Origin of the sequence: Actinomyces timonensis DSM 23838 (genome assembly GCF_000295095.1) — a bacterium.
GTDB lineage: Bacteria > Actinomycetota > Actinomycetes > Actinomycetales > Actinomycetaceae > Actinomyces > Actinomyces timonensis.
In genome coordinates this window covers 1,148,239-1,174,380 of the sequence record NZ_JH806632.1, presented here as the reverse complement: position 1 = coordinate 1,174,380, position 26,142 = coordinate 1,148,239, and the positions used below count along the sequence as shown (strand labels likewise).

The window sequence follows — 26,142 nt, the reverse complement described above, 5'->3', positions numbered from 1 at the left end:
CCAGTATGCCCATGGACGCGCCATGCGGGCGTCATCAGTCCACGAGGGGGCCGGGCGCGAGGAGGCCCGGGCGACGGCAGGGTGGTGCGGGTGGCGGGTTGGGCGCGGCGAGCATCGTGGGGTGCCTCCCGCACCGGTGGTTGCGCGCAGCACCGTGGGGTGCGGGGAGAACGCAACCCAAGGTGCTCAGCGCACCCGTCGGCGAGACAGGCCAAGGCCGGGCTCGGCGATCCAGATGCTCAAGCCACCATGTCCGCGATGTCGACTCTGCGCTTGAGGTCATGGCCCCAGGCATAATCACCAGTGCGGCGCTGCGCCTGCCCGAGGATGATGGAGGGAGCGACCTCCAGTTCCTCAGCAAGGCGCTTGACCTCCGCGAGGCTGCGCCGCTGAGGGAGACGCTCGGCGTAGTCCTCTGGAACGAGGAGCCGGGCGGCGAAGGCGTCCGCCTCCTCCTCGATCGCGCCCTCCACTCCCTGGAGGTAGAGGCCCTTGGGGTCGTGAAGGAGGACATGCCCGATCTCGTGGAAGAGCGTGAACCACAGTTGGTCGTCGCTCTTCCACAATCCGGAGAGCTGGATCACTGGATGGCCGCCGATCCACCGGGTGGCGCCATGGATCCCCAGCCCTGGCACGGCTGGGACAAGGGCGAGGACGACGCCGCACTCCCGCAGTCGCTGCTGCGCTTGACGGACGCCCTCGGCTGGCGGAAGGACGGTGAGCCTCCGAAGGTCGGGAAGCGCTGATTCCACGCGGGACCGCTCATATCCGGCGAGCGAGTCCATGTGAGCGTCGCGCTCAGCGAGCCGGAGCCAGGCTGCCAGGGCGGGTGCGTCGTCGCGCCCCACTGCGGAACGCCGATAAGCCACAGAGCCCTTCTCCCAGGTGGACTGGAAGGCGTCGAAAGTACCGACTTCGAAGAAGCGGAGCAGATCCTTCACCGTGCCAGCCTTGTCTCTCGCACCAGCGGCAATCACGCCGGATTTCCGCAGGTAGGAGAGGGGAAAGGCCTTGGCCTGCTCGAACTGCCCCGCCAGGTCCTCGGCCGCGCGCCGACGGGCCAGAGCCTCGCGATAGCCCGCTTCGTGAAGGTTCCAGATCCTGGCGGGCACGCCCGTCACGTTCTCCAGCCGAAGCGCGAGGTCGTGGCTGAGCGGCGCCTTGCCGTGGAGGAGCTCACTCACATGCTTGCGGGAGACGTCGAGCCTGCGGGCGAGCTCAGCCGCGTTGACGCCCTCATCCTCCATCCACTCCGCGACGAAGTCTCCGGTGGGCACGATGTAGTCGGGATAGTGAGTCATGACGGCCCTCCTCGGGGTGCGGTGGATTAGTGATAGTCGACGATGTCGGTCACGAGAGCGACCACAGGGGTGCCGCCCTCGTCGACGACGATGAGGCGCCAGTTGCGGCCGAGCCGTGCGGACCACTGCCCAGCACGATCTGCGGTCAGTTGCTCCCATCTACCGGTGCCGTGGAGGAGCCCGGCGAACGATTCGACGTTGTACAGCTCGGTGATGCGCAGCCGGAGCTTCTTGGCCACGGCCGCGTCGAGCTGGCGCTTCATCTGGCGCTCGTTGGTGCAGATCGTCTGGATCTTGCGATCCGCGTACCTGACCTCCATGCGTACTATGTTACCCGATTCGTAACGAATCTTTCAGATTAGAGGGTGGCGTTCGGGTCACAGCTTGCCTGAGAGGTTCTATCCGCCCCTCCACGGCGGGCGGCGCAGATCCTCAGCACGAAGTCGCGCACCGAGAGCAGCGATCTCCGTTGGCAAGCACCAAGCCGCAACACACCCCATCGCTCAGGCTCCAGTCACTTGCCATGTAGGCAAGTCATCTGAGAGACTTGCCTACATGGAAAATAATTTGCCCCAGTCCCGCGACGACACGTCCGTGAACGCCGCTGAGGCGCGCCAGACGCTGAGGGCGCTGGGTGCCGACCAGTCCGACCTGGCCGCGCGCGTGGCGACACCCGCGTGGTACCACCCTGTCATGGGTGGACTGGCCGCAACGGAGACGCTTGCCCTCGGGCTTCTTCCGCCAATGTTCTCGGCGCTGATTGTGACCGTCTGCGTCACCCTCATGCTCTTGTCCCTGCGCTCTTACGAGTCCCGCTGCGGGGTCTCGATCCAATCCTTCCCGGGACCGCACAGCAGACACCAATTCGCCGTGGCCATGACCATCGTCATGGCCGGGCTGAGCACCGCCCTGGCAGCCAATCTGCTCCACTTGTCCTCCTGGTGGGCCGTGGGCGCGGCTGTGGTGGTGGCCGGCGCCGTCGTGGTGTTCGGCCACCTGTACGACAACGCGCTGCGCCAAGACCTCGCGCAGGGGAGGTGAGACGGTGCCTAGAGGTACCGCGCCAGCGTTCAACGAGGTCATCCACTCGCCGACCCGCTTGCGCATCTGCTCGCTGCTGCGAACCGCGGAACTGGAGTTCGGGGTTCTCAAGGAGATCCTGGCGATCAGCGATGCTGCCCTGTCGAAGAACCTCAAGGTCCTATCCGATGCTGGCTACGTCGAGATCCGCAAGGACAGGTCGCCCGATCGTCATGACCGCCGCCAGATCACCTGGGCGAGCCTGACCAAGGACGGTCGCAAGGCCGTCCAAGCGCACCTGGCCGCCTTGGAGGAGATCATCCGCTCGGGCGCCGACGGCGCGCACTGAGCCCCGATGCGTCCGAACGAGCGAACCCTCGCCACGCATCACTGAAGGCCTCACTATCTACAGTGAGGGCGTCAGTTCCTACAGTGAGCGCCGGGTTCCTTGAGTGAAAACTCCACTGAGGCGCGGCGGCGCCGTAGCGATGCGCCCGTCAATGGCGGCGGCGGAGGCGCAGGGCGACGATCCGGCCGACGATGGCCGCGAGCGCGACAAAGAGCACCCAGCGGACAGTCCCGAGCCAGCTCTGCGGGAGGAAGGCGTAACTCAGGCAGCAGACGAGGGCCCACGCGCTGAGCATCCTCATCTGCGGGGTTCCCCAGAGACCCGGGTGCGGGCGGAGAGTGGGCCGGGAGGCTGGTTGAGATGGCATGGGAGCCTCGATCCTGACCGCCGGCGCGGTCACGGCCCCATTGTGCTCCCGCATACAGGTCTTTTCGTCCCATGCCCGGCAGGCGATCACCGTCATGCGCCCCAAGGCACTGGCCCTCATGCGCGGGCAGGGGCACGCGTGCCGGCAGCGCGATGGCACGGCACGCTCAGGTTGGCAGCGCCTCCGCAGATTCCGCATGATTCCAACGTACCGCATTCCGTCTCGCGTCGCTGCGAACTCTCCCGTGTGCATCGCCGCAGGAAATGCACACGGGAGACCCGCCGACCTCGGAACCCGATCAGAGAAACGTTGAAACGACGCGGATTCTGATCCGGCCATCGTCGGCTGAGCGTGCCGAACCCACGGCAAGCAGCAGTCGGCGGGCCGGGCTTGTCAGCCCGACCCGCCGGTCAGTGGTCCGCAGCGCGGCAGCGCGGCTCGCGCGCGGCCCAGTAGCGCTCAGTCCACTCAGTACCGCTCAGTGCGACATCAGTGCGCGGAGTCTCCCGGCCGCGTCACGCCCTTGCCGCCCTCGTTGCCCAGCAGGTCGCTCACGGGCTTGCCGAGAAAGGCCTGGGTGAGGCCGTCGAGCTGGGGGATGACCGAGGCGGCCATCTGGGTGATCTTGCCGGCGCCATCGGCGGAGACCACCGTCATGCCCTCGATGCGGCCCATGGGTTCGGCCAGGGCGCGGGCGATCTCGGGGAGGACATCGATGACCTGCTTGGCCTTCGCGGCCTCGCCATAGCGCTCCATGGCCTCGGCCTGCGCCTTCGTGGCCTCAGCGGCGGCCAGGCCCTTGGCGCGGGAGGCCTCGGCCTCAGCCTCACCGGCGGCGCGAACGGCCTCGGCCTCGGCCAGGGCACGGGCCTTCGTGGCGGTCGCCTCCGCCTCGGCGAGGCGGGCGGTGGCCCCGGCCTGGGCCTCGGCGTCGAGGCGCTTGCGCTCGGCGGCCGCCTCAGCGGCGTTGATCTGCTCGGCCTTGGCGGCCTCGGCGCCGCGGGTGCGGGCGTAGAGGTCGGCGTCGGCGGGCTTGCGGACCTCGGTGTCGAGCTCGCGCTCGCGCAGGTCGGCGCGGGCCTGGGCGGCGCGCTGCTCGATCTCGGCGACCTTCCGGTCGTTCTCGGCCTTGGCCAGGGGGCCGGCGGCCTCGGCGTCTGCCTGGGCGGCGTCGATCTCCTTCTTCAGGGCCGCCTTCTTGATGGCCAGGTCGCGCTGCTGCTGGGCGACCGTCGCCTGGGACGTCGCCTCGGCCGCGGCGGCAAGCGCCTCGGCGTTCGCGGTGGCGATACGCGCCTCCTGCTCAACGCGCTTGCGCTCGGGAACACCCAGGGAGGCGATGTAGCCGTCGTTGTCCTCGATCTTGTTGATCTGGAGGGTGTCGATCGCCAGTCCCATGCCGGCCAGGACGGTCTCGGCGCCGTCGAGGACCTGCTGCTGGAGGGCCTCGCGGTCGCTGATGAGGTCGGAGACGGTCATGGCGCCCACGATGGAGCGCAGGGTTCCCTCCAGTGCCTCGGTGGTGGCCTCGGCGATGGCGCCCTCGATCTGGGCCTTGCCCATGAAGCGCTGGGCGGCGGCGCGGATCGCGGCGTCGTTGTCGCCCACCTTGATGGCGGCGACGGCGGAGACGAACACCTTGATCTTGTTCTTGTCCTCGGCCTCCACGCCCAGGGCAACGGTCTGCTGGGTCATGGGCAGGTAGCGGATGGTCTGGAGGATGGGCCACACGAAGTCGCGGCCACCGGGGAGGATGATCTTGACATCCCCGGTCTTGGCGCTTCCGGAGACCATACCGACCTCGTTGGGCGGGATGACGACGAATCGACTCGCGGCGAAGACGCCGATGAGGACGACGAGCGCGATCGCCGCGACGGCGATGAGGATGATGCTCAGCATGGGTGGGGGAACCTTTCTCGATTCAGGAATCGGTCTTGTTGATCAGGGACGATGGGCGCCGCGAGGGCGGCTGGCGCCTTACTCGCCGGCCAGGGCGAGCCGCGAGACGACGACGTGGATGGCGCCGCGCTCATCGCGGCCGGCGTCGACGACGGTGACCGCCTGGCCCGCTCGCAGCGCCTCGTCGCCGCTGGCCACGAGCTGGTGCTGGCCGCCCCGTGGGGCCTCGACGAGCACCTTGCCCCTGCCATCGCGCCACCACAGGACGGTGGCGGGGGCGGCGACGAGCTCGACGGCCTCCAGGGGAGCGAGCACCTGGGGGCCGCGCCGGCGCAGCGCCCTCCAGCCGGCGCGGGTGAGCGCGCCCGCCGCCAGGGCGGCCGCGAGCGCGAGCCCGACGGCGGGCCACCTGGGCAGACTGGCGGCCCGGGTGACGATGAAGCCGGTGAGCCCGGCGGCGGCGAGCCCGACGGCGATGACGGGCGCGGCGCCGTCGAAGAGCGCGTCGAGGAAGTCGTCGAGGATGACGACGAGCAGCATGAGGAGGACGCCCGAGCCGATGAGGCCCAGGAAGAGAGGCGTCAGGGTCATGGTCTTATCTCAGCGGTGCCGGGCGGGCGCGTCCAGTGGGAGAACTCCCCGCATTCCGGGCCTCAGGAGCGATCTCGGCAATCGGCCTCACGAGCTCGCGCCCCCGCTCGTGCCCCGCGTGCCGTCCTTGTCCTTGCCCTTGTCCTTGCCCCGCTTGTCGTCCCGGCGCTTGTCCCGGCGCCCGGCCTCGGCGCGGGCGCGCTCCTCGGCCGGAACGGCCGCCCACCAGGCGCGCAGGGCCTCACGGGCCATGTCCTCGCCAAGCGGGCCGCGCTCCATGCGCAGGTCCATGAGGAACTGGTAGGCCTTGCCGACCATGGGCCCCGGGGGCAGGCCGAGCTCGGCCATGATCTGCGCGCCGTCGAGGTCGGGGCGGATCGCGGCGAGCTCCTCGGCCGCCGCGAGCTCGTCGATGCGCCGCTCAAGATCGTCGTAGGCGTGGGAGAGCATGGCGGCCTTGCGGCGGTTGCCGGTGGTGACGTCGGCGCGAGTGAGGCGGTGCAGGCGCGTGAGCAGCGGCCCGGCGTCGGCGACGTAGCGGCGCACGGCGGAGTCGGACCAGGCGGCATCGGCGTATCCGTGGAAGCGCAGGTGCAGCTCGACGAGCCGGGCGACGTCCTTGATGGTCTGCTTGTCGAAGCGCAGGGCGGTCAGGCGCTTCTTGGCCATGCGCGCGCCGATGATGTCGTGGGCGTGGAAGGTGACGGTGCCGTCGGGCAGGAAGCGGCGGGTGGCGGGCTTGCCGATGTCGTGCATGATCGCGGCCAGGCGCAGCACGAGGTCCGGGCCGGGCACGGGCCCGTCGGGGCCGGTCTCCAGGTCCATGGCCTGCTGGAGGACGACGAGGGTGTGCTCGTAGACGTCCTTGTGCCGCCTGTGCTCATCGACGGTCTCGCGCAGCGCGGACAGCTCGGGCAGGACGACGTCGGCCACGCCCGTGTGGACCATGAGCTCCAGGCCGCGGCGGGGGGCGGGGGCGAGCAGCAGGCGCTCCAGCTCGGCGCGAACGCGCTCGGCGGAGACGATCTCCAGCCGGCCGGCCATCTCCTCCATGGCGCTCATGACCTCCGGCTCGACGTCGAAGCCGAGCTGGGCGGCGAAGCGCGCGGCCCGCATGATGCGCAGGGGGTCGTCGTCGAAGGATTGCACGGCCGTGACGGGGGTGCGCAGGATCCCGGCCTCCAGGTCCTCAAGGCCCCCGTGGGGGTCGACGAGCTCGAGGTCGGGCAGGCGCAGGGCCATGGCGTTGACGGTGAAGTCACGGCGCGTGAGGTCGCCCTCGAGGCTGTCCCCGTAGGAGACGGCGGGCTTGCGCGAGCCGACCTCGTAGGCCTCGGTGCGGTAGGTGGTGACCTCGACGACGACGTCGCCCTTGCGCGCGCCGATGGTGCCGAACTCGCGGCCGACGTCCCAGCAGTTGTCCCCCCAGGCCTTCAGCAGCTCCTCGGTCTGCTCGGGGCGCGCGGAGGTGGTCAGGTCGAGATCATGGGGGGCGACGCCGAGGAAGGCGTCGCGCACGGGCCCGCCGACCAGCGCGATCTCGTGGCCTGCCCGCGCGAAGGCGTGACCGAGGGCGGCCAGCGACGGCGGCAGGCCCGCTAGGGCGTCACGCGCGGTGGGCGTCAGGGAGGGGGTCGGGCAGGAGGCGCTGGCCGGGGAGGTAGTCATCGGGGCAAGCCTGCCATGAGCCCGCCGCGCCGGCTCCCCGCGAACGTCTTGGGGAGAGCCGGGACGCCCCGGAGCAGGCGCCCATCGGCGTGTGAGGAGCACCTGGTCCGCCTCGGCGCGCACTGCGCCGATCGAGGGGCCTGGACCGCCTAGAGTGTCCCTATGCCCTCTCACCGCACTCGCAAGCCCCGCGCCGGTTCCTCGGCGAGGCACTCGAGTGCGCGCGGCCTGCCCGTTGTCGATGAGACGAGCGCCGGCGGGCTCGTCGTCGACGTCCAGGACGGGCGCGCCTTCGCCGCCGTCATCGCGCGCCGCAACCGGGGCGGGCGCCTCGAGTGGTGCCTGCCCAAGGGCCATCTGGAGGGCGAGGAGACCGCCGAGGAGGCGGCCGTCCGCGAGATCGCCGAGGAGACGGGGATCACGGGGCGCGTGCTGCGCCACCTGGCGACGATCGACTACTGGTTCGCGGGCGACGCCCACCGGGTCCACAAGGTCGTCCACCACTTCCTCCTCGAGGCCGTCGGCGGGGACCTGACCACGGAGAACGACCCCGATCATGAGGCCGAGGATGTCGCCTGGGTCTCGCTCGACGACGTCGGCAAGCGCCTGGCCTACCCCAATGAGCGCAGGATCGTTGCCGCGGCCCGCAACATCCTCGTGGGGGATGGATGAGCCTGCGTCGCACGCGGCGACTGCTGGCCTCAGCAGCGGCCATCCTGTCCAGCGCGGCCATGATGATCGCCGGGCCGGCGCTCGCCGCGCCCGCGGCTGCCGGGGGTCCAGCGGGCCCTGCGGGCGCAGCGGCCCAGGGAGGCGCCTCATCGGTCGAGGTCCTGCCCGCGGGCAGCGCCGCCAGCGTCCCTGGCGCCCTGGGCGCTGGTGAGACTGCCCCGGCCGTCACCGACGGCGCCCTCACCCTCACGGTGGACGCCATGGCCCCCGAGGTCCTGCACTCGGGGGAGGATCTGCGCATCTCAGGGACCATCGCCAACGGCACGGCCACGAACCTGTCCGGCGCCTCGATCGTGGTCCAGGCCCAGCAGACCACGGAGGTCTCCACCGGGAACCTCAGCTCCTGGCTCGCCGGCGAGCGCTCCACCTCGCTCGTCACCGCCATGGACGAGGCCCTCGGCTCGGATGTCGCCCCCGGCGCCTCCCAGCGCTTCTCCGTGACCGTCAAGAACTCGGACCTGCCCCTGGCGGACACCGACCAATGGGGGCCTCGGGGCATCCAGGTCACCCTCACGCAAAGCGGCTCCACGCTCGCCCAGGACCGCGCGATCTCGCTGTGGGACAGCGGCGCCTCCGTGGACCCCAGCCGCGTCACCGTTGTCATCCCGGTCACCGCCAGCCCCGCCGAGCTCGCGCTCCTGGCGGACCTGGGCACCACCGAGCAGCGCGAGGCGGAGCGGGCCGCTGAGGAGGCGGCCAGGGCGACGGCGACCCCGACGGCCAGCCCCACAGCCTCCGCCGCCCCCAGCGCCTCGCCGAGCCCGGGGGCCAGCCCCTCCGCGGCCCCGTCCGCGAGCGCCTCGGCCGGGCCATCCGCGACCGCCTCGCCGACCCCCTCCGCGGGGCCCGACTCCGTCCCCTCGGCCTCCTCGCAGGACGCCCAGCCCTCCATCCACGCCCTGCGCCAGCGCGTGACGGGGATGCTCGATCTGGCCGGCGACGGCGTCGTCCTGGCCATCGACCCGGCCCTCATCGACGCGCTCGGCATGACCCCTGAGCGCCTCCAGGCGGCCGCCGCGGCGGGCTCGGGCGGATCCAGTGCGACGGCGACCCCCGCGCCCAGCGCGTCCCCGACCCCCAGTGGCTCGCCGAGCCCCACGGCCTCGCCCTCGGCGACGGCCGCCCCGCGGGATATGGCGGAGGAGGACCTCACTGAGCTGGCCGGCTCGCTCTACAGGGCGCTGACGGGGTCGGGCGCGAAGGGCAAGGGCGACGTCGTCGTCCTTCCCTGGGGCGACGCCGATGTCTCCGCCCTCACCCACCTGAGCGCCACGGACCTCATGGCCTCCGCCACCACCCGGGCGAGCGGGTCTCTGCTGGCCGGAGCGAGCGCGAGCACATCCCTGGCCTGGCCGGCGGGGCCCCTGGACAGCTGGACGCTGTCCGCCCTGCCGGAGTCGGCCAGCATCGTCGTGGCCTCCCCGGGGGACATGGACGTCACCGAGCCGCTCACCTACACGCCGTCGGGCATCGCCTCGCGCGATGGCCGCACCATCCTCCTGCCCGATACCCCCCTGAGCGCGGGGATCGCGGGAAGCCTGGAGACGCGGTCCTCCACGCAATCCCTCAGCGAGCTCGACACCCGCCAGTACCTGCGCGCCCAGACGGCGATCCTCACTCGTCAGGCGCCGAACCTGGGCAGGGACGTCGTGGTAGCCATCGACCGCCACACCGCCTCGACGACCTCGCCCACGGCCCTGGGGGCCAGGGTCGACGCGCTGAGGCGGACCAGTTGGACGACGGCGGCGAGCCTCGCCGACCTGCGCGCCGACGCTGACGCGCAGGCCGCCCAGGATGAGGAGCCCAGCCGCACCGCGCTGCCGGACCTCCAGGTGACCGACGCCGAGTTGAGCGATCCCGAGCTCGCCCAGGCCAGGGCCGTCGCGCAGCGCGTGGGCGCCACGAGCTCGGTCCTCCACGACCCCACGGCGATCATGGGCACGCGCGCGCAGCTGGTGTCCTCCGTGTCCGCGGCTGCCTGGAGGTGGGACTCCGCTGGCCGCACGGCCCTCATCGCCGGCGCTGACTCCGCCGCCAACTCGGTGGTCAGCGCCTTGCAGGTCACCCCGACCTCGACGATCAACCTCATCAGTGACAGGGCGCAGCTCCCGATCCGCGTCTCGTCGTCGCTCAAGCAGGACTCCACCGTGCTGGTCGAGGTCATCTCCGGATCGCCGCGCCTCCAGACCAAGGAGGCGGTCTCCGTGGTGGTCCCGGCCGGCGGGCAGGCCGTCGCCTCCGTGCCCGTGACCGCCGTCGGCTCGGGCAACGCGAGCCTCACGGTGAGGATCCTGTCCTCGGACGGCACCGAGGTGGGAACCCCGGCACGCCTGCGCATGCGCGTGCGCGCCGACTGGGAGGGCCGGGGCACCAGGATCGTCACCGGCGCCCTGGTGATCCTGCTGGCCGCCGGCATCTACCGAACCGTCCGGCGCGGCAGGCGCGCTGTGCCCGACGCCCCGCTCGCGGGCGCCCCCGAGCTGGAGGGAGACGCATGACCCCCGCGCACGCCCAGAACGTCCCCATGGGGCCCCGGCCCGGCCAGGGGGCGAGGCCAAGCGCGCCCGTCCAGGCGCCCCAGCCGCTGGCAGCCGCCCAGCAGGCGGCGCCTCAGCCCAGCCAGCGCGCCCAGGCGCCCCGGCCCGCCCCTGAGCCGCGCCCGAGGCGGAAGCCCCCCAAGCCGGCGTCGATCATGCGCTCCTCGGTGGTGATGATGGCCGGGACCATGGCCTCGCGCCTCTTGGGGCTCGTGCGCAACGCCCTGCTCATCGCGGCCCTGGGGGCCACGGCCTCCGGCGCCGCCGACGCCTTCAACATCGCCAACACCCTGCCCAACCAGCTCTACAACATGCTGGTGGGCGGCATCCTCAACGCCGTCCTCGTCCCGCAGATCGTTCGGGCCCTGCGGCGCGAGAACGGCGAGGAGGTCGTCAACCGCCTGCTCACCGCCGCCGGCACCCTCATCCTGGCCATCACGGCCCTGCTCACCCTCGCCGCGCCCCTCATCATCCTGCTCTACGGCGGTGGTCTGGGGCGATGGCTCCCAGTGGGCTACGCCTTCGCGTTCTGGTGCATGCCGCAGGTGTTCTTCTACGGGCTCTACGCCCTGTGGGGACAGGTGCTCAACGCCCGGCACATCTTCGGGCCCTACATGTGGGCGCCCGTGGTCAACAACGTCATCTCGATCGCCTCGCTCATCGCCTATATGGCGATTTACGGCCGCTACGCCGGATCCGACGGCGGCCCCACCGAGTGGGACGCCGTGCGCATCACGCTCATCGCTGGGATGACGACGCTGGGCATCGTCGTCCAGGCGCTCATCCTCTACATCCCGCTGCGCCGCTCGGGGTTCACCCCGCGCATCATCTTCGGGGTGCGGGGCCTCGGCCTGGGCGACACCTCCAAGATCGCCGGGTGGGCCCTCATCGGGATCGTCGTGGCCGCCCTGGGCGACTGGGCGGTCATGAACCTGGGCTCGCGGGCCGTCTCCGCGGCGGAGAAGGTCGCCAGCCAGGGCGTCATCGTCCCCTCGACGACGATGTACAACAACGCCCTCCTCATCTACATCCTCCCGCAGTCCCTCGTGACGACCTCCGTGGTCACCGCGCTGTTCACCCGCATGAGCGAGAAGGCCGCGGCCGGCGACGGCAAGGGCGTGCGCGACGACCTCTCCCTGGGACTGCGATCGGTGGCCGTGTTCACGGTCCTGGCGAGCGCCGGGATCGCGGTGCTGGCCACGCCGGCGCTCCAGGCCTTCGTCCCCTCCATCTCCCTGGCGCAGGCCCATGCGGCCGCGCCGATCCTCGTGGCCCTGGCGATGGGCATCGTGGTGCAGGGGATCTGGTTCACCACGCAGCGGGTCCTGCTCGCCTACGGCGACACGCGCCGCCTCGTGCGGGCCGACGTCACCGTGGGCATCATCCCCGTGGTGTTCTGCTTGCTCACCTACTTCCTGGCGGAGCCCCAGCACTGGATGCTCTGGGCCGCGATCTCCTCCCCGGTCGCCCAAGCCGGGGCAGTGGCCGTGGTGGTGCCGCTCATGCGCCGCCACCTGCCCGACCTCGACGGCCCCCGGGTCATCTCCACGCACCTGCGGCTCATCGGCGCGGCCGTCCCCGCAGTCATCGTGGGCATCGTCGTGCGCGAGCTCCTGGGCGACGCCGATGGCCACCTCATGGGCGCAGCCGCTCTCGACGCCGTCTTCCTGGTCCTCACTGTCGGGGCGATCATGACGATCGTGTACCTGGCCGCGGCCCGGGCCCTGCGGATCGACGAGCTCGCGATTCTCATGAACCCCGTCGCCGGCATCGTGACCAAGGCCGGGGGCATGCTCCCCGGTGGGGCGGGCCGGGCTCTCGCCCGCATGGGGGCGTCACTGAGGATGACTCCAGCGCGCCCCGCGCCCACCACGGCGGCGCCAGCAGCTGCGGCTCCCTCCGCGCCTGCCCAGGCACCGGTTGTCCCGCCAGCCACCCAACCAGCGGCGATGCCCAGCACCGCGCCCGCGCCGCCCCAGCAGCTCCCGGGCTCCGTGCCCCCTGCGGCCAGCACCGCCGCCTGGCCCACCGGACGGCCAGCCGCCGCGCAGGCGCCGTCGTATGGCCCCGCCCCCTACGGCCAGCCGCAGGGAGTGCCGCCGCAGGCGCTGGGGCAGCCGATGCCCCAGCCGGGGCAGCTGGCCCAGCCCAGCCAGCCCGCCCCTGCGGCGCCAACCGGCCCAGCCGATCCGCGCACCACGCCGGGCGCCCCGGCGCCCATGGCGCCCTCGCGGCTCGCGCCCCAGGCCCCCATCGTCCCAGTGCCGGGCGCGCCGGCCACGAGCGAACCCCCCGCCACCCTCCCGCCGTCCTTCGCCCCGGCGGGCAGCACCGGCGCATTCGCCACCGGACCGACACTTTCCTTCCCCGGGCCCCTCTCACCCGCGACGATCCCGCAATCCGGGTCCCCAGCAGGGCAGGTCTCCCCTTCTGGTCCCGATTCGTTCGCTGTGAGCACCCCAGGGGCCGCTACGATAAGTCCAAAGCCACAGATAGCCGAGAGCACGGGAGGCAGTGTCCGCATGGACGGCATGGATCAGGCGAAGCCCATCGGGTCGGGGCGCTACGCGCTCACGGCCGCGATGCCCGCCACCCTGCCCCGTATCGTCCGGCATCTCGGCCGCGACGCGATCCTGGGGCGCGAGGTCGTTGTCCTGACTCTCAGCGGTGCCACACCGCATCGCGATGAGATCCTCGATGCCGCCTCCCGCGCGGCCCTCATCGATGACGCCCGCCTTCAGCGGGTCTACGACGTCGAGCACGGCAACCCGGCCTTCATCGTCACCGAGTCCGTGGCAGGCCGCTCCTTCGGCTCGCTCGTGCGCGAGGGACTGACCCCCGCCCAGGTCCGCACCATCGTCGGGGAGGCGGCCCAGGCGCTTGAGGCGGCCTCGCGCAGGGGCCTGCACCACCTCAACCTCGCCCCCGAGTCCGTGCGGGTCCTTCCCGATGGCAGCGTGCGGATCTCCGGCGTCGGCATCGAGGCGGCGGCGCTCGGCCTGGAGAAGTCCAGCGGCGATCCACTCGACTCCGATCGCGCCGACGCGCGCTCGCTCGTCGAGCTCCTCTACTTCGGGCTGACGCGCCGCTGGCCGGGCAAGCGCGCCGGTATCGCCTCGGCACCCACCTCCGAGGGCGTGCCCGCGCGTCCCTCATCCTTCGTGCCCGCGCTGGCCTCCGAACAGGATCTCGACGATCTCGCCACCAAGTACTTCGCCGATAAGGCGCCGATCTCCGCCTCCGAGGTCGCCCACCAGCTCGGTCGCTGGGAGGCCGACGCCCTCCAGGGCCTCGTGCCCGAGGCGCCCGCGACGCTGGGACAGGCGCCCGCGCAGGCCGCCCCGGCGGCGCCCGAGGCATCGCCCAGGACAGCCGCCTCTCCCGCGCCTGCCGAGGTCGCCAAGACCGTGCTCGGCCGCCTGCGGGGCCTGTCGGCCAGCCGGGGCGGAGCCCTGGGAGCGAGGTCCGGCACCAGTGCCGGCTCCGCCGCTGAGGCCGCTGCGGCAGGGGCCGCCTCGAGCGCGCCGGAGGCCGCCGCTCCCGCAGCAGAGCCTTTGGTGCCAGCGGCGCTCGCCAGTGCTCCCGCGCAGCCCGCTCCGACGTCAACCGGCTCTGCCGCGCCGGCCACCAGCACCGAGGCACCGCTCCCGCCGTCGGCACCGGCGAGCGCCGCGGCCGCCCCACCGCCGCCCGCGGCGGCGCCCGCGCCTCCGGCCTTCCTGCCGGCCCGCCCCGCGCCGACGCTCCTCGAGCCCCTCGACACCACCGGCTCGCTGCCCCGCATCGTCGATGACATCAACGACGGATCTGAGGACGATGAGGGCTCGGAGGCCGACAGCCGCGTCTCGACGGGGATCATCGTCGGGCTGCTCGCGGTCGTGCTCATCGTCGCCTACTTCGCGATCACCAACATCCTTCAGCTGCTGGGCGTGCCCCTCATGGAGAAGGAGGTGCCCGCCGCCCGCACGGTCCCGTCCACGGCGGCCGCCGCCCCCGGCGGCGATGGCCAGGGAGGAGGAGGTGCGACCCCGCAGGTGCCGATCACCATCACGGGCGCGAAGAGCCTCAGCGGCCAGCACCCCGAGCTCGAGGGCCGCCTCGTCGACGGGGACACCTCCAAGGAGTGGTACACGCAGTGGGCCAACCAGCCCACAGGGCTCGGCGACGTCAGCATCGCCGTCACCCTGCAGCAGGCCGCGCCCGTCTCCGGGATCGACCTCCAGGGCACCGGCCAGGGCGGTCATGTCCAGATCCGCGCCACGAGCGTCCAGGACCCCCAGGGGGGCACCGTGCTCGCGGAGGGCCCCTTCACCTCGGGCACCACCTCGTTCTCCTTCGATGCCGCGACAACGGACACGATCGTCGTCGTCATCACCGAGCTCCCGGTGGCCCCAGACGACGGCAAGAACAAGGCCACTATCACCGAGATCACCCTTCGATAGGCGCGAGGGCGGGAACAAGCGGTTTTCATCGCTGGTTGCACCAGCTGCCGCTGCCCGATCACTCGCACACAGGAGAGTCATGATCCACGACGTCGTCATCGTCGGCTCCGGACCCGCCGGCTACACGGCCGCCATCTACGCCGCGCGCGCGCAACTGAGCCCCATCGTGCTCGCCGGCTCCGTGACAGCCGGGGGCGCCCTCATGAACACCACCGAGGTGGAGAACTACCCCGGGTACGACGAGGGCATCATGGGCCCCGAGCTCATGACCCACATGCAGGAGCAGGCCGAGCGCTTCGGCGCGGACATCCGATACGAGGACGTCACCTCGCTCGAGCTCACCGGCGACATCAAGCGCATCACCACGGACGACGCCGTCTACGAGGCCCGCACCGTCATCATCTCCACGGGCTCGGAGTACCGCAAGCTCGGGATCGACGGCGAGGACCGCCTCTCCGGCCACGGCGTCTCCTACTGCGCCACCTGCGACGGCTTCTTCTTCAAGGACAAGCCGATCGTCGTCGTCGGGGGCGGCGACTCCGCGATGGAGGAGGCCACCTTCCTCACGCGATTCGGCTCCTCCGTCACCGTTGTCCACCGCCGCGACCAGCTGCGCGCGAGCGCCGCCATGGCCGCGCGCGCCCAGGCTGACCCGAAGATCTCCTTCGCCTGGAACTCCAAGGTCGTCGCCCTGGCCGGCGAGGAGGCGCTGACCTCGGTCACCCTGGAGGACACCGTCACCGGTGAGCGCCGCGAGATCCCCGCCGAGGGACTGTTCGTGGCCATCGGCCAGATCCCGCGCTCCGAGCTCGTCGCGGGCGTCCTCGAGCTCGACGACGCCGGCTACATCCTCGTCGACTCGCCCAGCCAGCGCACGGCCATCCCCGGGGTCTTCGCCTGCGGCGACGTCGCCGACGCCACCTACCAGCAGGCCATCACCGCCGCCGGCTCCGGATGTCGCGCCGCGCTGGACGCCGAGCACTACATCGCGTCGCTCGACGCCTGACCAACCCACAGCACGTCACTGATTAGGAGAACAACCATGTCCCAGGCCCTCGCCGTCACCGACGCCACCTACGAGGCCGAGGTCGCCTCGTCCGAGCTGCCCGTCCTCATCGACTTCTGGGCCGAGTGGTGCGGTCCCTGCCGCCAGATGGCGCCCGTCGTCGATGAGGTCGCGGCCGACTTCGATGGCAGGCTCAAGGTCGTCAAGATCGACGTCGACGAGAACCCCTCCACGGCTGCCTCCTTCGGCGTCCGCTCCATCCCGACCTTCGCCGTCGTCAAGGGCGGGGAGACCGTTCACCAGTTCGCCGGCTCGCGCGCCAAGGGCGCCTTCGTCAAGGAGATCGAGAAGGTCCTCGGCTGAGACCCATCGCTCCCGAGCGCATGCTCCGTTGATGAGCGACGCCCCGGCATCGGCTCATTCCGCGCCGCGCCCCTGCCCCTCATGGGGTAGGGGCGCGGCTGTCTCAGAGGGCCGGGGGCTGCTCCTCACCCATGATCCATAAATCGTCATTTCTTATAATTATAAGATTAAAAACCTATTTATAGTATCCTGGTGTTTCACGTGAAACACCTGCCGCGCGATGAGCGCCGGCTGCCTCAAAGGGGAGCCCCGTCCTACGATGGGCACGACTCCCATCCCACTTCGACCAGCGAGGCGCAGCATGCAGTTCATCTCCACCCGCGGCCAGGCACCCTCAACCAGTTTCACCGAAGCACTTCTCATGGGACTGGAGCCCGACGGCGGCCTCGCCGTGCCCACCTCGATCCCGACGATCAGTGCCGCTCGACTCGAGGAGTGGAGGTCCCTCGACTACACCGCGCTCGCGACCGCCGTCATCGGCCTCTTCGCTACCGACATCCCAGAGGCAGATCTGCGGCGGATCGTCTCGGCCGCGTACGGCCCCGATCGCTTCCCGGCTCCCGTGGTTCCACTGAAACCGCTCGACGCCGTCGCACCGGGCCTCGCGTTGGTGGGTCTCTCCGAAGGCCCGACGATGGCCTTCAAGGACCTCGCGATGCAGTTCCTGGGGCAGGCGATCCCATACGTGCTCGCACGCGATGGGAAGGTCCTCAATATCCTCGGTGCCACGAGCGGTGACACCGGCTCCGCCGCCGAGCACGCCTTCCGCGGGCAGAAGGGGGTCTCCGTCTTCATGCTCTCGCCGGCCGGGAGGATGAGCGACGTGCAACGCGCGCAGATGTACTCGCTCGCGGATCCCAATATCCACAACATCGCGGTCGACGGGGTCTTCGATGACTGCCAGGCCCTCGTCAAGGCGCTCAACAACGACGCGGCGTTCAAGGCGGAGCACAACCTGGGCGCCGTCAACTCCATCAACATCGGCCGCATCGTTGCCCAGGCGGTCTACTACGTGTGGGCATGGCTGCGCGCCTCCGACGGCGTCACCCCTCAGGAGAGGGGGGCGTTCCACGTGGATGTCGCGGTGCCGTCCGGCAACTTCGGCAATATCTACGCCGGCCACCTCACCCGCAGTATGGGACTCCCCGTCCGCCGGCTCATCCTGGCGACGAATGAGAACAATGTCCTCGACGAGTTCTTCACCTCCGGCATCTACCGCCCGCGCTCGTCCGCCGAGACCCTGGCGACGTCCAGCCCCTCAATGGATATCTCGCGCGCCTCGAACGTCGAGCGTTTCATGTGGCAACTCCTCGGTCCAGAGGAGTTCGTTGCACGCTGGGCCTCGCTGGAGACGACGGGCGCTCTCGATCTCACCGACCATCTCGAGGCCATGCGCGCGGAGTTCGGCTTCGTCTCCGGTACCTCGACGCACGCCGACCGCCTTGCCGCGATCAACCGCGTGCAGTCGGAGGCTGGCGCACTCATCGATCCTCATACAGCCGACGGCGTCACCGTGGCTCTGCGCCACATGGAACCGGGCTTCCCGACTCTCGTCATGGAGACAGCCCTCGCGGCCAAGTTCGCCGAGACTGTCGAGGAGGCGCTTGGCGAGGCTCCTCAGCCACCAGCTTCCGTACGCGAGCTTCTCGCCAAGGAGCAGCACGTCGTTGAGATCCCGAACAGCGAGGACGAGTTGCGAGCCCTTATCGCGCGTTCAGCAGTGCGCTAGGACGGAACGGGGAGGGGCTGTGTTTCACGTGAAACGGCCAAGAGGCGTTTCACGTGAAACATAGTGAGAGCGCCGCCGCGTCCCGCCACGAACTCATTCTCCGTCACGTCGCATCATTCGAACGGGGCTGTGTTCCACGTGAAACACAGCCCCGTCGTCGTGGAGAAGGCAAGGGCTGCCGGCCCCGCCTGGCATGGCAGACTTGGGGTACAGCAAGGCTGCCCGCCCGGAAAGGACGATGACGTGACTGACCCGCAGCATGTGAAAGGGAATAGGCTCGATCCCTGGCTCGATAACTACGCCGCGCGAGCCCACGGCCTGCGCGCCTCCGAGACGCGCTCCCTGTTCGCCGTGGCAGCCCGCCCCGAGGTCGTCTCGCTCGCCGGTGGGATGCCCAATCTCAAAGATCTTCCCCTCGATCAGCTCGCCGATGCCACCGCGACCATGCTGCGCAAGGATGGGGGGAAGGCCCTCCAGTACGGCAACGGTCAGGGCTTGCCGCGTCTTCGAGAGCAGATACCCGAGGTGATGGCCCTAGAGGGGATTGACGCTGATCCTGAGGATGTCGTCATCACCACGGGTTCTCAGCAGGCCGTCGACATCATCACCGAGCTCTTCATCAACCCGGGAGACGTGGTGCTCGCCGAGGCTCCCACCTACGTCGGCTCGCTGTCCATCTTCGCCACCTATCAGGCGGACGTGCAACAGGTGGCCATCGATGCGCACGGCGTCATCCCTGAGGCCCTGGAGGAGCGAATCGAATCGCTCAAGCGCCAGGGCCGCACCGCCAAGTTCTTCTACTGCCTCCCCAACTTCCACAATCCGGCGGGGGTGACCCTCTCGGAGGAGAGGCGCCCCCAGATCATCGAGACCTGCCGGCGGCACCACGTGCTCATCGTCGAGGACAATCCCTATGGCCTTCTGGGCTTCGAGGGGCAGACCTACACAGCGCTCAAGACCATCGCTCCAGACGACGTCGTCTACCTCGGCTCGTTCTCAAAGATCTTCGCCCCCGGCTATCGCGTGGGATGGGCGGTGGCTCCGCCGGCCATCCGGGACAAGATGAAACTCGCGTCCGAGGCGGCGATCCTCTGCCCGTCCTCGATGGGGCAGTACTCGATCTCCACCTACCTCGACCAGTTCGACTGGCGCGCGCAAATCTCCGAGTTCCGCGGGATGTACCGCCGTCGCAGGGACGCCATGATCTCGGCCCTGGAGGAGCACCTCCCCAGTTGCACGTGGAACACTCCGGACGGCGGCTTCTACGTGTGGCTTGCTCTGCCCGAGGGGCTGGATGCGAAGGAGATGCTCCCCAGAGCTGTCACGAACCTCGTCGCCTATGTCTCCGGAACGGCCTTCTTCGCGGGCGGCCGATCCGGCGCGGACCATCTCAGGCTCTCCTTCTGCTACCCCGAGCCGGAGGAGATCAGGGAAGGGGTCCGCCGCCTCTCAGAGGTCGTGGCCCGCGATCTCGAGCTCGTCCAACTCTTCGGTCCGGCCCATCCTGAGCCGAGTCCCGGTGTGTCCGCTCCCGCCCCCGACCAGATCTGAGGTAGTTCCATGACAACCACAACGTCACCCGAGCCCCTCCGCATCGCCGTCCTCGCAGGCGGCCTCAGCCACGAGAGGGAAGTATCCCAGCGCTCCGGCAACCGCGTGGCCCAGGTCCTCCGCCACCTCGGCCACAGCGTCATCGTCCTCGACGTGGATGCCCGCATGATCTCCTCTCTGCGCGCCTTCGCCCCCGACGTCGTGTGGCCGCTGGTTCACGGTGGACATGGGGAGGACGGTGGGCTTCAGAATGTTCTCATCGGGCTTGAGCTGCCCTATGTTGGGACGCATTCGGACGGGTGCCAGCGGGCCTCGTTCAAGCCGACGGCCAAGGCGACCGTTCGCACAGGCGGCGTTCTCACCCCCGATTCGCTGACCCTCCCCAAGGACTACTTCGCCCAGATGGGCGCGCAGGATGTACTGGGCATGGTCACCGATCATCTCGGGCTACCGGTTGTGGTGAAGCCGAATCAGGGGGGATCAGGCCTCGGCGTCTCCCTCGCCTCGAATGCCGATGAGCTCCGCGCGGCCATGGTGGGATGCTTCGCCTACGACGAGCGCGCGCTCATCGAGAAGTACGTCGGAGGGACCGAGGTCGCGGTCTCCGTCGTCGACACGGGATCGGGTCCACGTGCGCTCCCTCCCGTGGAAGTCTCCTCCGACGGGGCTTACGACTTCGACGCGCGCTACAACCCCGGCCGCTCCGAGTACTTCGTCCCGGCGAGGCTCTCGGAGGCAGTGATCGCTCGACTTCAGGAGACCGCCGTTATCGTCCACACGACGCTGGGGCTCGGCAACATCTCGCGGACCGACCTCATTCTCGACGAGGCGGGAACACCCTGGTTCATCGACGTGAACGTGACACCCGGGATGACGGAGACGAGCCTCTTCCCGTTGGCCGCTGAGGCCGACGGCGACCTCCCGAGTCTCTACGACGCCCTCGTCCACGCTCCTCTGCTCTAACGGAGAGCCCCTACCCCGATTTCCCATCTCCCCGGCGCCCTGAAGGACGCCGGGGAGATCTCGTTGTCGCGAGCACTTTGCCCCAGGCTGTCGCGTTTCACGTGAAACCAGAGGAGCGTCTCGCGGCTGGCTCTCAGGGGCGGCGTTGGCGGCGGGACGAACTGTTTCACGGTTCATGGACAAGCTGTCCGTTTCACGTGAAACAGGCTCTTCGCTCGCGCCGGCCTGAGTATCGGTCTAGGTGTGTTTCACGTGAAACAGAATCAGCCGGGCGCCGCCGCCTCACGCTTGCTTTCCAGCGCTCTCTCCCGTTTCACGTGAAACATCTCCGGCCCGGCCCCTCATGCTGTTTCACGTGAAACGGTCGCGCCGCCAATCGTGTCGATTGGCGGCGCGACCGTGAGCGGGTGAGATCAGGAGAGGCTAGACCTCGTCGAGCGAGGTACCCGGTGCGAGGGCCTCGACGAGCCTCGCCAGATCATCCTCGCCGGCGAACTCGATCGTGATCTTCCCCTTCTTGGCGCCTCGAACGACCTTCACCCTAGTATCGAAGGCATCCGAGAGACGGGTCGAGAGGGCAGGGAGGGGAAGTGAGCGACTGCGCTGGGAGCTCGGCTTCGCCGCGTTAGCGGGTTCATCGTGAAGCGCGACGAGTTCCTCCGTGGCCCGGACGGAAAGCCCCTCGGAGACAATCCGCTCAGCAAGCGTCTCCATGGCATCGTGATCGGGCAGACCGAGAAGAGAGCGGGCGTGCCCGGCGCTCAGCACGCCGGCAGCGAGGCGCCGCTGCACGGTGCCGGGGAGCTTCATGAGACGCAGGGTGTTGGAGATCTGAGAGCGTGATCGCGCGATCCTCCGGGAGAGCTCAGCATGGGTGCAGCCGAAATCCTCCAGGAGAGCCTGATAGGCCGCGGCCTCTTCAAGCGGATTCAGCTGAACACGGTGGAGGTTTTCCAGCAGGGCGTCGCGGAGGAGATCCTGATCGTCGGTGTAGCGGACAATCGCGGGGATCGTCTCAATGCCCGCGTGCTTAGAGGCCCGCAGACGACGCTCGCCCATGATGAGCTCGTAGCGCGTTCCTTCTTCATCATCGATACGACGGACGACGATGGGCTGAAGAAGACCGACTTCCTTGATGGAGGACGCGAGTTCCTCAATGTCCTCCTCATCGAAGACCTGACGCGGCTGCCTCGGGTTGGGCGAGATGAGTTCCACGGGAAGCTCTGCGAACGTCGCTCCCGGGACAGGGACGAGTCCGCTGGAGTCCTCAGCGGAAGCCTCTCCGTCGCCGTCCTTCTCGTCATCTCCCGGCTCAGCGTCATTGGCCTCCGCGGGCGCATCCTTCGCCGCCGTGTCCTGCGATCCAGTGGTCTCGACGTCGGCAGCCTCGGCCGTCACATCCGTCGCCTCGTCAGCGGGAGACTCGGTTTCACGTGAAACGGACTTCTTTCCTGAATCGGGATCCTTTGCCGCTGTTTCACGTGAAACATCGTCGATGGCCTTCGCGGCCTTCTTCTCGATCTCGCTCGCTGGCCGCTTCGCCGCGACGCTCTTGCTCTCCTCTGTTGTTTCCACGGGCTGCCGGCTCCGGTTGCCCGAGCTCTTCCGCCCGTTCTTGGCCGCCCGCTTGGAGGGGGCGAGGAGAGTGGCCGCGATGTCTGCCGAGGTATGCGAGGCGTGCCCAGATGCCTGGGTTTCCTCTGCGGCAGGAGCTGTCTGCTCGCTCTCGCGGCCCTTCGCCTTCGCGCCGTCGTCCGCCTTGGCCACACGAGCGCGCCCCTCGGGGAAGAAGACGTCCGTCGGGCGCCGGGCTGGCACCTCCGCCTGGGCCTCCGGGATGAGGGCCTGCAGCCCACGACCGAGTCCGCGCTTCTTCTGCGCCATCTGTGCTCAGGCCTCCTTGGAGTTGTTGTTCGCCGTGCCGGCGCCATTGCTGTCGTGATCCAGGCTCCCCGCGTCCTCGACTGGAGGATTGTGGGAGCCCCCGGTGGCCTCGCGCACGACACGCCGCGTCTGCCACCCCTCCACGCCGCGGTCCGCGATCTCCCACGCGAGTCGCTTGTACGCGATGGCGCCCGAGGCACGTGGATCCCAGAACACTACCGGGGAGCCAAAGGAGGGGGCTTCCGCCACGCGGATCGACCGAGGGATCTTCGTGTCCAGTGTCGCATCGGGGAAATAGGTCCGCACCTCTGCCTCGACATCCCTGGCGAGGGTTGTGCGTCCATCGAACATGGTCAGAGCGATCATGGAGACCGCGAGGACGGGGTTGTGGATCTCGGCGATCCGCTCGATCGAGCGGCTGAGCAGCGCCAACCCCTCGAGGGCGTAGTACTCGGCCTGCATGGGGATGAGCACCTCGTTGGCGGCCACGAAGGCGTTGATCGTCATGATGCCGAGGCTCGGGGGGCAGTCGATGATGATGTAATCCATCCGGGGCTCGCCCTCCTCGTACCGGGAGCGCAGGTAGTCCTCGAGGGCGAGGCGGAGCCTGGATTCACGTGACGAGGCGTTGATGAGCTCGATCTCGACGGCGGCCACGTCGATCGTGGCAGGCAGGCAGTAGAGGGTGGGGGCGAAGCGCGTCTGGACCACGACGTCCTTGAACGGCATGCCGTCGACGAGCACGTCGTAGATCGAGGCGTGCTCCTCATCGTGGGGCACACCGAGGGCGGTCGAGGCGTTGCCCTGCGAGTCGGCGTCGATGAGCAGCACGTGAAGCCCCGCCTCCGCGAGGGCGGCCGCCACGTTGACGGCGGTCGAGGTCTTCCCGACCCCGCCCTTCTGGTTGGCCACCGCGATCACTCGGGTCTGCTCAGGTGGCTGGAACCCGCCCTCGGCCAGCTCGTTCAGCGTCGAGTGATCAGCTCGGACCTGATCGAAGATGGATCCCGGCACGCTGCTCTCCTCCAACGACGGCGCACGGTACCTCCAGGGGCACCGTCTGTCCCGTCAGTCTACGGCAGGAGCACCGCCAGCCACTGATGGGCGCGAGGCGAACTCAGCGGCGCGGGCGCTGAACCTGGACGACTTTCGTCACGTCGTCGCCGGCGGTGACGACTTCATGGACGACAGCGGGGAGGAGCTTCGCCTTCTTGATGACGTACTTGGCGTCGCGGACCTCATCGTCCGCCTTGGCCCCCTTGAGGGCGAGCAGGCTCGCGCCCGGACGGAGCATCGGCGCGGTGAGGCGGACGAGCTTGGAGAGGTTGGCGACGGCACGCGCGGTCACCGCGTCGTACTTCTCCTTCATCTCCTCGGCCCGGGCACGGTGAATCGTCACGTTGTCGAGGCCGAGCTCCTCGACGACGTCCGATAGCCAAGCCACGCGACGTTCCATCGTTTCGATAAGCGAAACCTCTAGATCTGGTCGGATGATCGCGACGATGATCCCGGGAAAGCCGGCGCCGGATCCGACGTCGGCCACGGTCCCCCGGGAGGGGAGGAAGGGTCCGACGGCGGCGGAGTTGACGAGGTGCCGGGACCAGAGGCGTGGGAGCTCGCGAGGGCCCACCAGCCCCCGCAGCTCGCCCTCGGCCACGAGCATCTGGGCGAAGTGCTCCGCCGCGGGGAAGCCGAGTCCGAAGATCTCGCGCATCTCCTCGCTCGGCTGCTCGACCTCAGCGGCGCGGTCCTCCGGGGCGCCCCCGCCGTCCTCCTGACCCGATCCCATGATCAGTCCTGGTTCTCCTCGTCGGCGTCGGCGCTAGTGGCGCTGGCGGCGTCGTCCCCATCATCGTCGTCATCGATGCCCGGCTCGGCGCCGTCCTCGGGCAGCATGACGACGACATGCCGGTGAGGCTCGGCGCCCTCGGACTCGGAGACAAGGCCAGCAGCCGCGACGACGTCGTGGCAGACCTTGCGCTCGAAGGGGTTCATCGGCGCCAGCGACACGGTCTCGCCCGAGGCGTGGACCCGGGCCACCGCCTCGGCGGCGATCTTGGTCAGCTCCTCGCGCCGCGCCGCGCGATAGCCGTTGATGTCGAGCATGAGGCGCGAGCGGCTGCCGGTGCGGGCCTGGACGGCCAGCCGGGTGAGCTCCTGAACGGCCTCGAGGACCTCACCGTCGCGGCCGACGAGGTCGGCGAGCTCGTGCTCATCGCCCTCCTCCGAGGCGACGATGGCGATGGAGGCGCGGCCGTGATCGACGTCGATGTCGATATCCCCGCCGAGGTCGGCGATGTCGAGGAGTTCCTCGAGGTAGTCGGCGCCGACCTCGCCCTCCTCCTCCAGGCGCTTGACGGTGTTGGACACGGCCGGGGCCGCCACCGCCTTGTCAGTGCTGTCGGTGCTGTCTGCGCTGCCAGTGCTGTCAGTCACGATCTTTCCGTTCCTTTGATTCTCAGAGTGCGGTGCTGGGGGCTCTCGCCCGGCTCAGCGGTTCTTGCGCTGCTTCTTGGCCTGGGCCTTGCGCTTGGCGGCCGCCTGCTGGCGGGCACGGGCCTTGCGCTCGTAACGGCGTCGGGCGATCTCCTGCTCGGTGAGCCCGCCGTGCTTGGTCGAGCCCGACGATGTCGAGGACGAGCCGTCATCCTGCGCGTCCTCACCAGAGTCCCGCGCCGCGGCGCGAGCCTCCTCGGCGGTGGGCGGCAGGGAGGATTTCTTCTGGCGGTTCTTGCGCACGGGCTGGACGCGCTGGCCCCCAGTCTTGCCAGCGGCCTCGGCCGCCGCCAGGCGCTTGGCGGCCTCCTCCTCCTCGAGGGAGGGCAGTCCCTTGGCGGCGCGCTTGGCGTTCTGCTTGGCGCGGTAGTTGCGCTCTGCCTCGGATCCCGGGGCGGGCATCTGGTGGATCGTGTAGAACTGCTGGCCCATGGTCCACAGGTTCGAGACCAGCCAGTAGATGAGCACGCCGATCTGGAAGTTGATGCCGGTCACCGCGAACATGATGGGCATCGCCGTCATCATGATCTTCTGGGTGCGCATCATCGGGTTGTCGTCCGTCTTGGACGAGTCCGGCATGTTCTTCGTGGTGATCTGCGCCATCGTGTACCACTGGCTCACGGACATGGCGAGGATGAGGATGACGGAGACGATCTGGACCGTCAGGTTGCCGTCGGCGTGCATGAAGGACGAGGACAGCGGCGCCCCGAAAACCGTCGAGTCCTGCACCTGCTGGGCGAACTCCTGGGTGAGCGGGCCGATGGAGTAGTGGCCGGAGTAGCCGTTGCCGTTGGCGATGGGCTGGAGGTGGTAGAGCACCCGGAAGAGGGCCCAGAAGATCGGCAGCTGCACGAGGATGGGCAGGCAGGAGGCCATGGGGTTGGTCCCGTGCTTGCGGTAGAGGGCCATCATCTCCTCCTGCTGCCGCTGGCGGGAGGCCGGGTCCTTCTTGCCCTTGTACTTTTCCTGGAGCGCCTTGAGCTCGGGCTGCATGAGCTGCATGCCCCGCTGAGCGCGGATCTGCTTCACGAACAGCGGCATGATGAGCAGGCGGACGACGATCGTCAGGCCGACGATCGACAGCACCCACGCGATGCCAGAACCGCTGGGCAGGCCGATCGCGACCAGGGCCTGGTGGATGTGGACCATGACCCAGGCGATAGCCACCTTGAGCGGCCAAAGGAACGAGTCCATCTGCACTCCTTGTATGCGTCTGGCGGGAGGGAACCGCCTGCCGGATGAAC

General features: G+C 69.5%; 21 protein-coding genes. 10 read left to right on the top strand and 11 right to left on the bottom strand.

What is annotated here, in order from left to right:
• Window positions 1-239: 239 nt before the first annotated feature.
• Window positions 240-1,301 carry an ImmA/IrrE family metallo-endopeptidase gene (locus A1QA_RS0105240; protein WP_017177871.1) on the bottom strand — a complete coding sequence of 354 codons (1,062 nt, stop codon included), beginning with the start codon at window positions 1,299-1,301 and terminating at the stop codon, window positions 240-242.
• Between the two features lie 26 nt (window positions 1,302-1,327).
• Window positions 1,328-1,621, bottom strand: coding sequence for a type II toxin-antitoxin system RelE/ParE family toxin (locus A1QA_RS0105235; protein WP_017177870.1), 294 nt, complete (start codon window positions 1,619-1,621; stop codon window positions 1,328-1,330).
• 235 nt (window positions 1,622-1,856) lie between these two features.
• Here A1QA_RS0105235 and A1QA_RS14940 point away from each other — a divergent pair, with 235 nt between their 5' ends.
• Together A1QA_RS14940 and A1QA_RS0105225 are read left to right on the top strand one after the other, a co-directional pair.
• Entirely contained in the window at window positions 1,857-2,342 is a 486-nt protein-coding gene (locus tag A1QA_RS14940; RefSeq protein ID WP_154652236.1) for a hypothetical protein, read from the top strand.
• A 4-nt stretch (window positions 2,343-2,346) separates the two neighbouring features.
• Window positions 2,347-2,670 carry a transcriptional regulator gene (locus A1QA_RS0105225; RefSeq protein ID WP_026048711.1) on the top strand — a complete coding sequence of 108 codons (324 nt, stop codon included), beginning with the start codon at window positions 2,347-2,349 and terminating at the stop codon, window positions 2,668-2,670.
• Between the two features lie 148 nt (window positions 2,671-2,818).
• Here the strand turns inward: A1QA_RS0105225 and A1QA_RS15750 are convergent, their stop codons facing one another.
• The 4 genes from A1QA_RS15750 to A1QA_RS13585 form a co-directional block, all read right to left on the bottom strand.
• Entirely contained in the window at window positions 2,819-2,971 is a 153-nt protein-coding gene (locus A1QA_RS15750; protein WP_154652235.1) for a hypothetical protein, read from the bottom strand.
• Window positions 2,972-3,526: 555 nt separating this feature from the next.
• The gene (locus A1QA_RS0105215; protein WP_017177866.1) at window positions 3,527-4,936 is read right to left on the bottom strand and encodes an SPFH domain-containing protein; all 1,410 of its coding nucleotides are present in this window, start codon (window positions 4,934-4,936) and stop codon (window positions 3,527-3,529) included.
• A 78-nt stretch (window positions 4,937-5,014) separates the two neighbouring features.
• Entirely contained in the window at window positions 5,015-5,527 is a 513-nt protein-coding gene (locus A1QA_RS13590; protein WP_017177865.1) for an NfeD family membrane protein, read from the bottom strand.
• A gap of 87 nt (window positions 5,528-5,614) precedes the next feature.
• On the bottom strand, window positions 5,615-7,195 hold the full coding sequence (locus A1QA_RS13585) for a CCA tRNA nucleotidyltransferase (RefSeq protein ID WP_017177864.1): 1,581 nt from the start codon (window positions 7,193-7,195) through the stop codon (window positions 5,615-5,617).
• 162 nt (window positions 7,196-7,357) lie between these two features.
• On the opposite strand from A1QA_RS13585, the gene A1QA_RS0105200 reads away from it, so the two are divergent.
• The 8 genes from A1QA_RS0105200 to A1QA_RS0105165 all read left to right on the top strand — a co-directional run bounded on the left by A1QA_RS0105200 (window position 7,358) and on the right by A1QA_RS0105165 (window position 20,518).
• The gene (locus A1QA_RS0105200; RefSeq protein WP_017177863.1) at window positions 7,358-7,867 is read left to right on the top strand and encodes an NUDIX hydrolase; all 510 of its coding nucleotides are present in this window, start codon (window positions 7,358-7,360) and stop codon (window positions 7,865-7,867) included.
• Window positions 7,864-10,425, top strand: a complete 2,562-nt coding sequence (locus A1QA_RS13580; protein WP_017177862.1) for a DUF6049 family protein — start codon at window positions 7,864-7,866, stop codon at window positions 10,423-10,425. Before A1QA_RS0105200 ends, A1QA_RS13580 begins: the two co-directional genes overlap by 4 nt.
• Window positions 10,422-14,906, top strand: coding sequence for a murein biosynthesis integral membrane protein MurJ (locus A1QA_RS13575; RefSeq protein WP_244266064.1), 4,485 nt, complete (start codon window positions 10,422-10,424; stop codon window positions 14,904-14,906). The genes A1QA_RS13580 and A1QA_RS13575 overlap by 4 nt, the downstream gene beginning before the upstream one ends.
• A gap of 79 nt (window positions 14,907-14,985) precedes the next feature.
• Entirely contained in the window at window positions 14,986-15,912 is a 927-nt protein-coding gene (trxB, locus tag A1QA_RS0105185) for a thioredoxin-disulfide reductase (RefSeq protein WP_017177859.1), read from the top strand.
• A gap of 36 nt (window positions 15,913-15,948) precedes the next feature.
• Window positions 15,949-16,275, top strand: a complete 327-nt coding sequence (gene trxA, locus A1QA_RS0105180) for a thioredoxin (protein WP_017177858.1) — start codon at window positions 15,949-15,951, stop codon at window positions 16,273-16,275.
• A 301-nt stretch (window positions 16,276-16,576) separates the two neighbouring features.
• Window positions 16,577-18,004: a threonine synthase gene (thrC, locus tag A1QA_RS0105175; RefSeq protein ID WP_017177857.1), complete on the top strand. Its 1,428-nt coding sequence runs from the start codon at window positions 16,577-16,579 to the stop codon at window positions 18,002-18,004.
• 243 nt (window positions 18,005-18,247) lie between these two features.
• Window positions 18,248-19,555, top strand: coding sequence for an aminotransferase-like domain-containing protein (locus A1QA_RS0105170; protein ID WP_017177856.1), 1,308 nt, complete (start codon window positions 18,248-18,250; stop codon window positions 19,553-19,555).
• Window positions 19,556-19,564: 9 nt separating this feature from the next.
• Window positions 19,565-20,518 (top strand): D-alanine--D-alanine ligase family protein, encoded by a 954-nt coding sequence (locus tag A1QA_RS0105165; RefSeq protein ID WP_026048710.1) that lies wholly within the window; start codon window positions 19,565-19,567, stop codon window positions 20,516-20,518.
• 423 nt (window positions 20,519-20,941) lie between these two features.
• Here A1QA_RS0105165 and A1QA_RS0105160 read toward each other — a convergent pair whose 3' ends face one another.
• From A1QA_RS0105160 to yidC, 5 genes are all read right to left on the bottom strand, one after another.
• Window positions 20,942-22,402, bottom strand: a complete 1,461-nt coding sequence (locus A1QA_RS0105160) for a ParB/RepB/Spo0J family partition protein (RefSeq protein ID WP_017177853.1) — start codon at window positions 22,400-22,402, stop codon at window positions 20,942-20,944.
• Window positions 22,403-22,408: 6 nt separating this feature from the next.
• The gene (locus A1QA_RS13570; protein ID WP_017177852.1) at window positions 22,409-23,416 is read right to left on the bottom strand and encodes a ParA family protein; all 1,008 of its coding nucleotides are present in this window, start codon (window positions 23,414-23,416) and stop codon (window positions 22,409-22,411) included.
• A 103-nt stretch (window positions 23,417-23,519) separates the two neighbouring features.
• On the bottom strand, window positions 23,520-24,191 hold the full coding sequence (gene rsmG, locus A1QA_RS0105150; protein WP_017177851.1) for a 16S rRNA (guanine(527)-N(7))-methyltransferase RsmG: 672 nt from the start codon (window positions 24,189-24,191) through the stop codon (window positions 23,520-23,522).
• 2 nt (window positions 24,192-24,193) lie between these two features.
• On the bottom strand, window positions 24,194-24,838 hold the full coding sequence (locus A1QA_RS0105145; RefSeq protein ID WP_017177850.1) for a Jag family protein: 645 nt from the start codon (window positions 24,836-24,838) through the stop codon (window positions 24,194-24,196).
• Window positions 24,839-24,892: 54 nt separating this feature from the next.
• Entirely contained in the window at window positions 24,893-26,092 is a 1,200-nt protein-coding gene (gene yidC, locus A1QA_RS0105140; protein WP_017177849.1) for a membrane protein insertase YidC, read from the bottom strand.
• Window positions 26,093-26,142 lie beyond the last annotated feature (50 nt).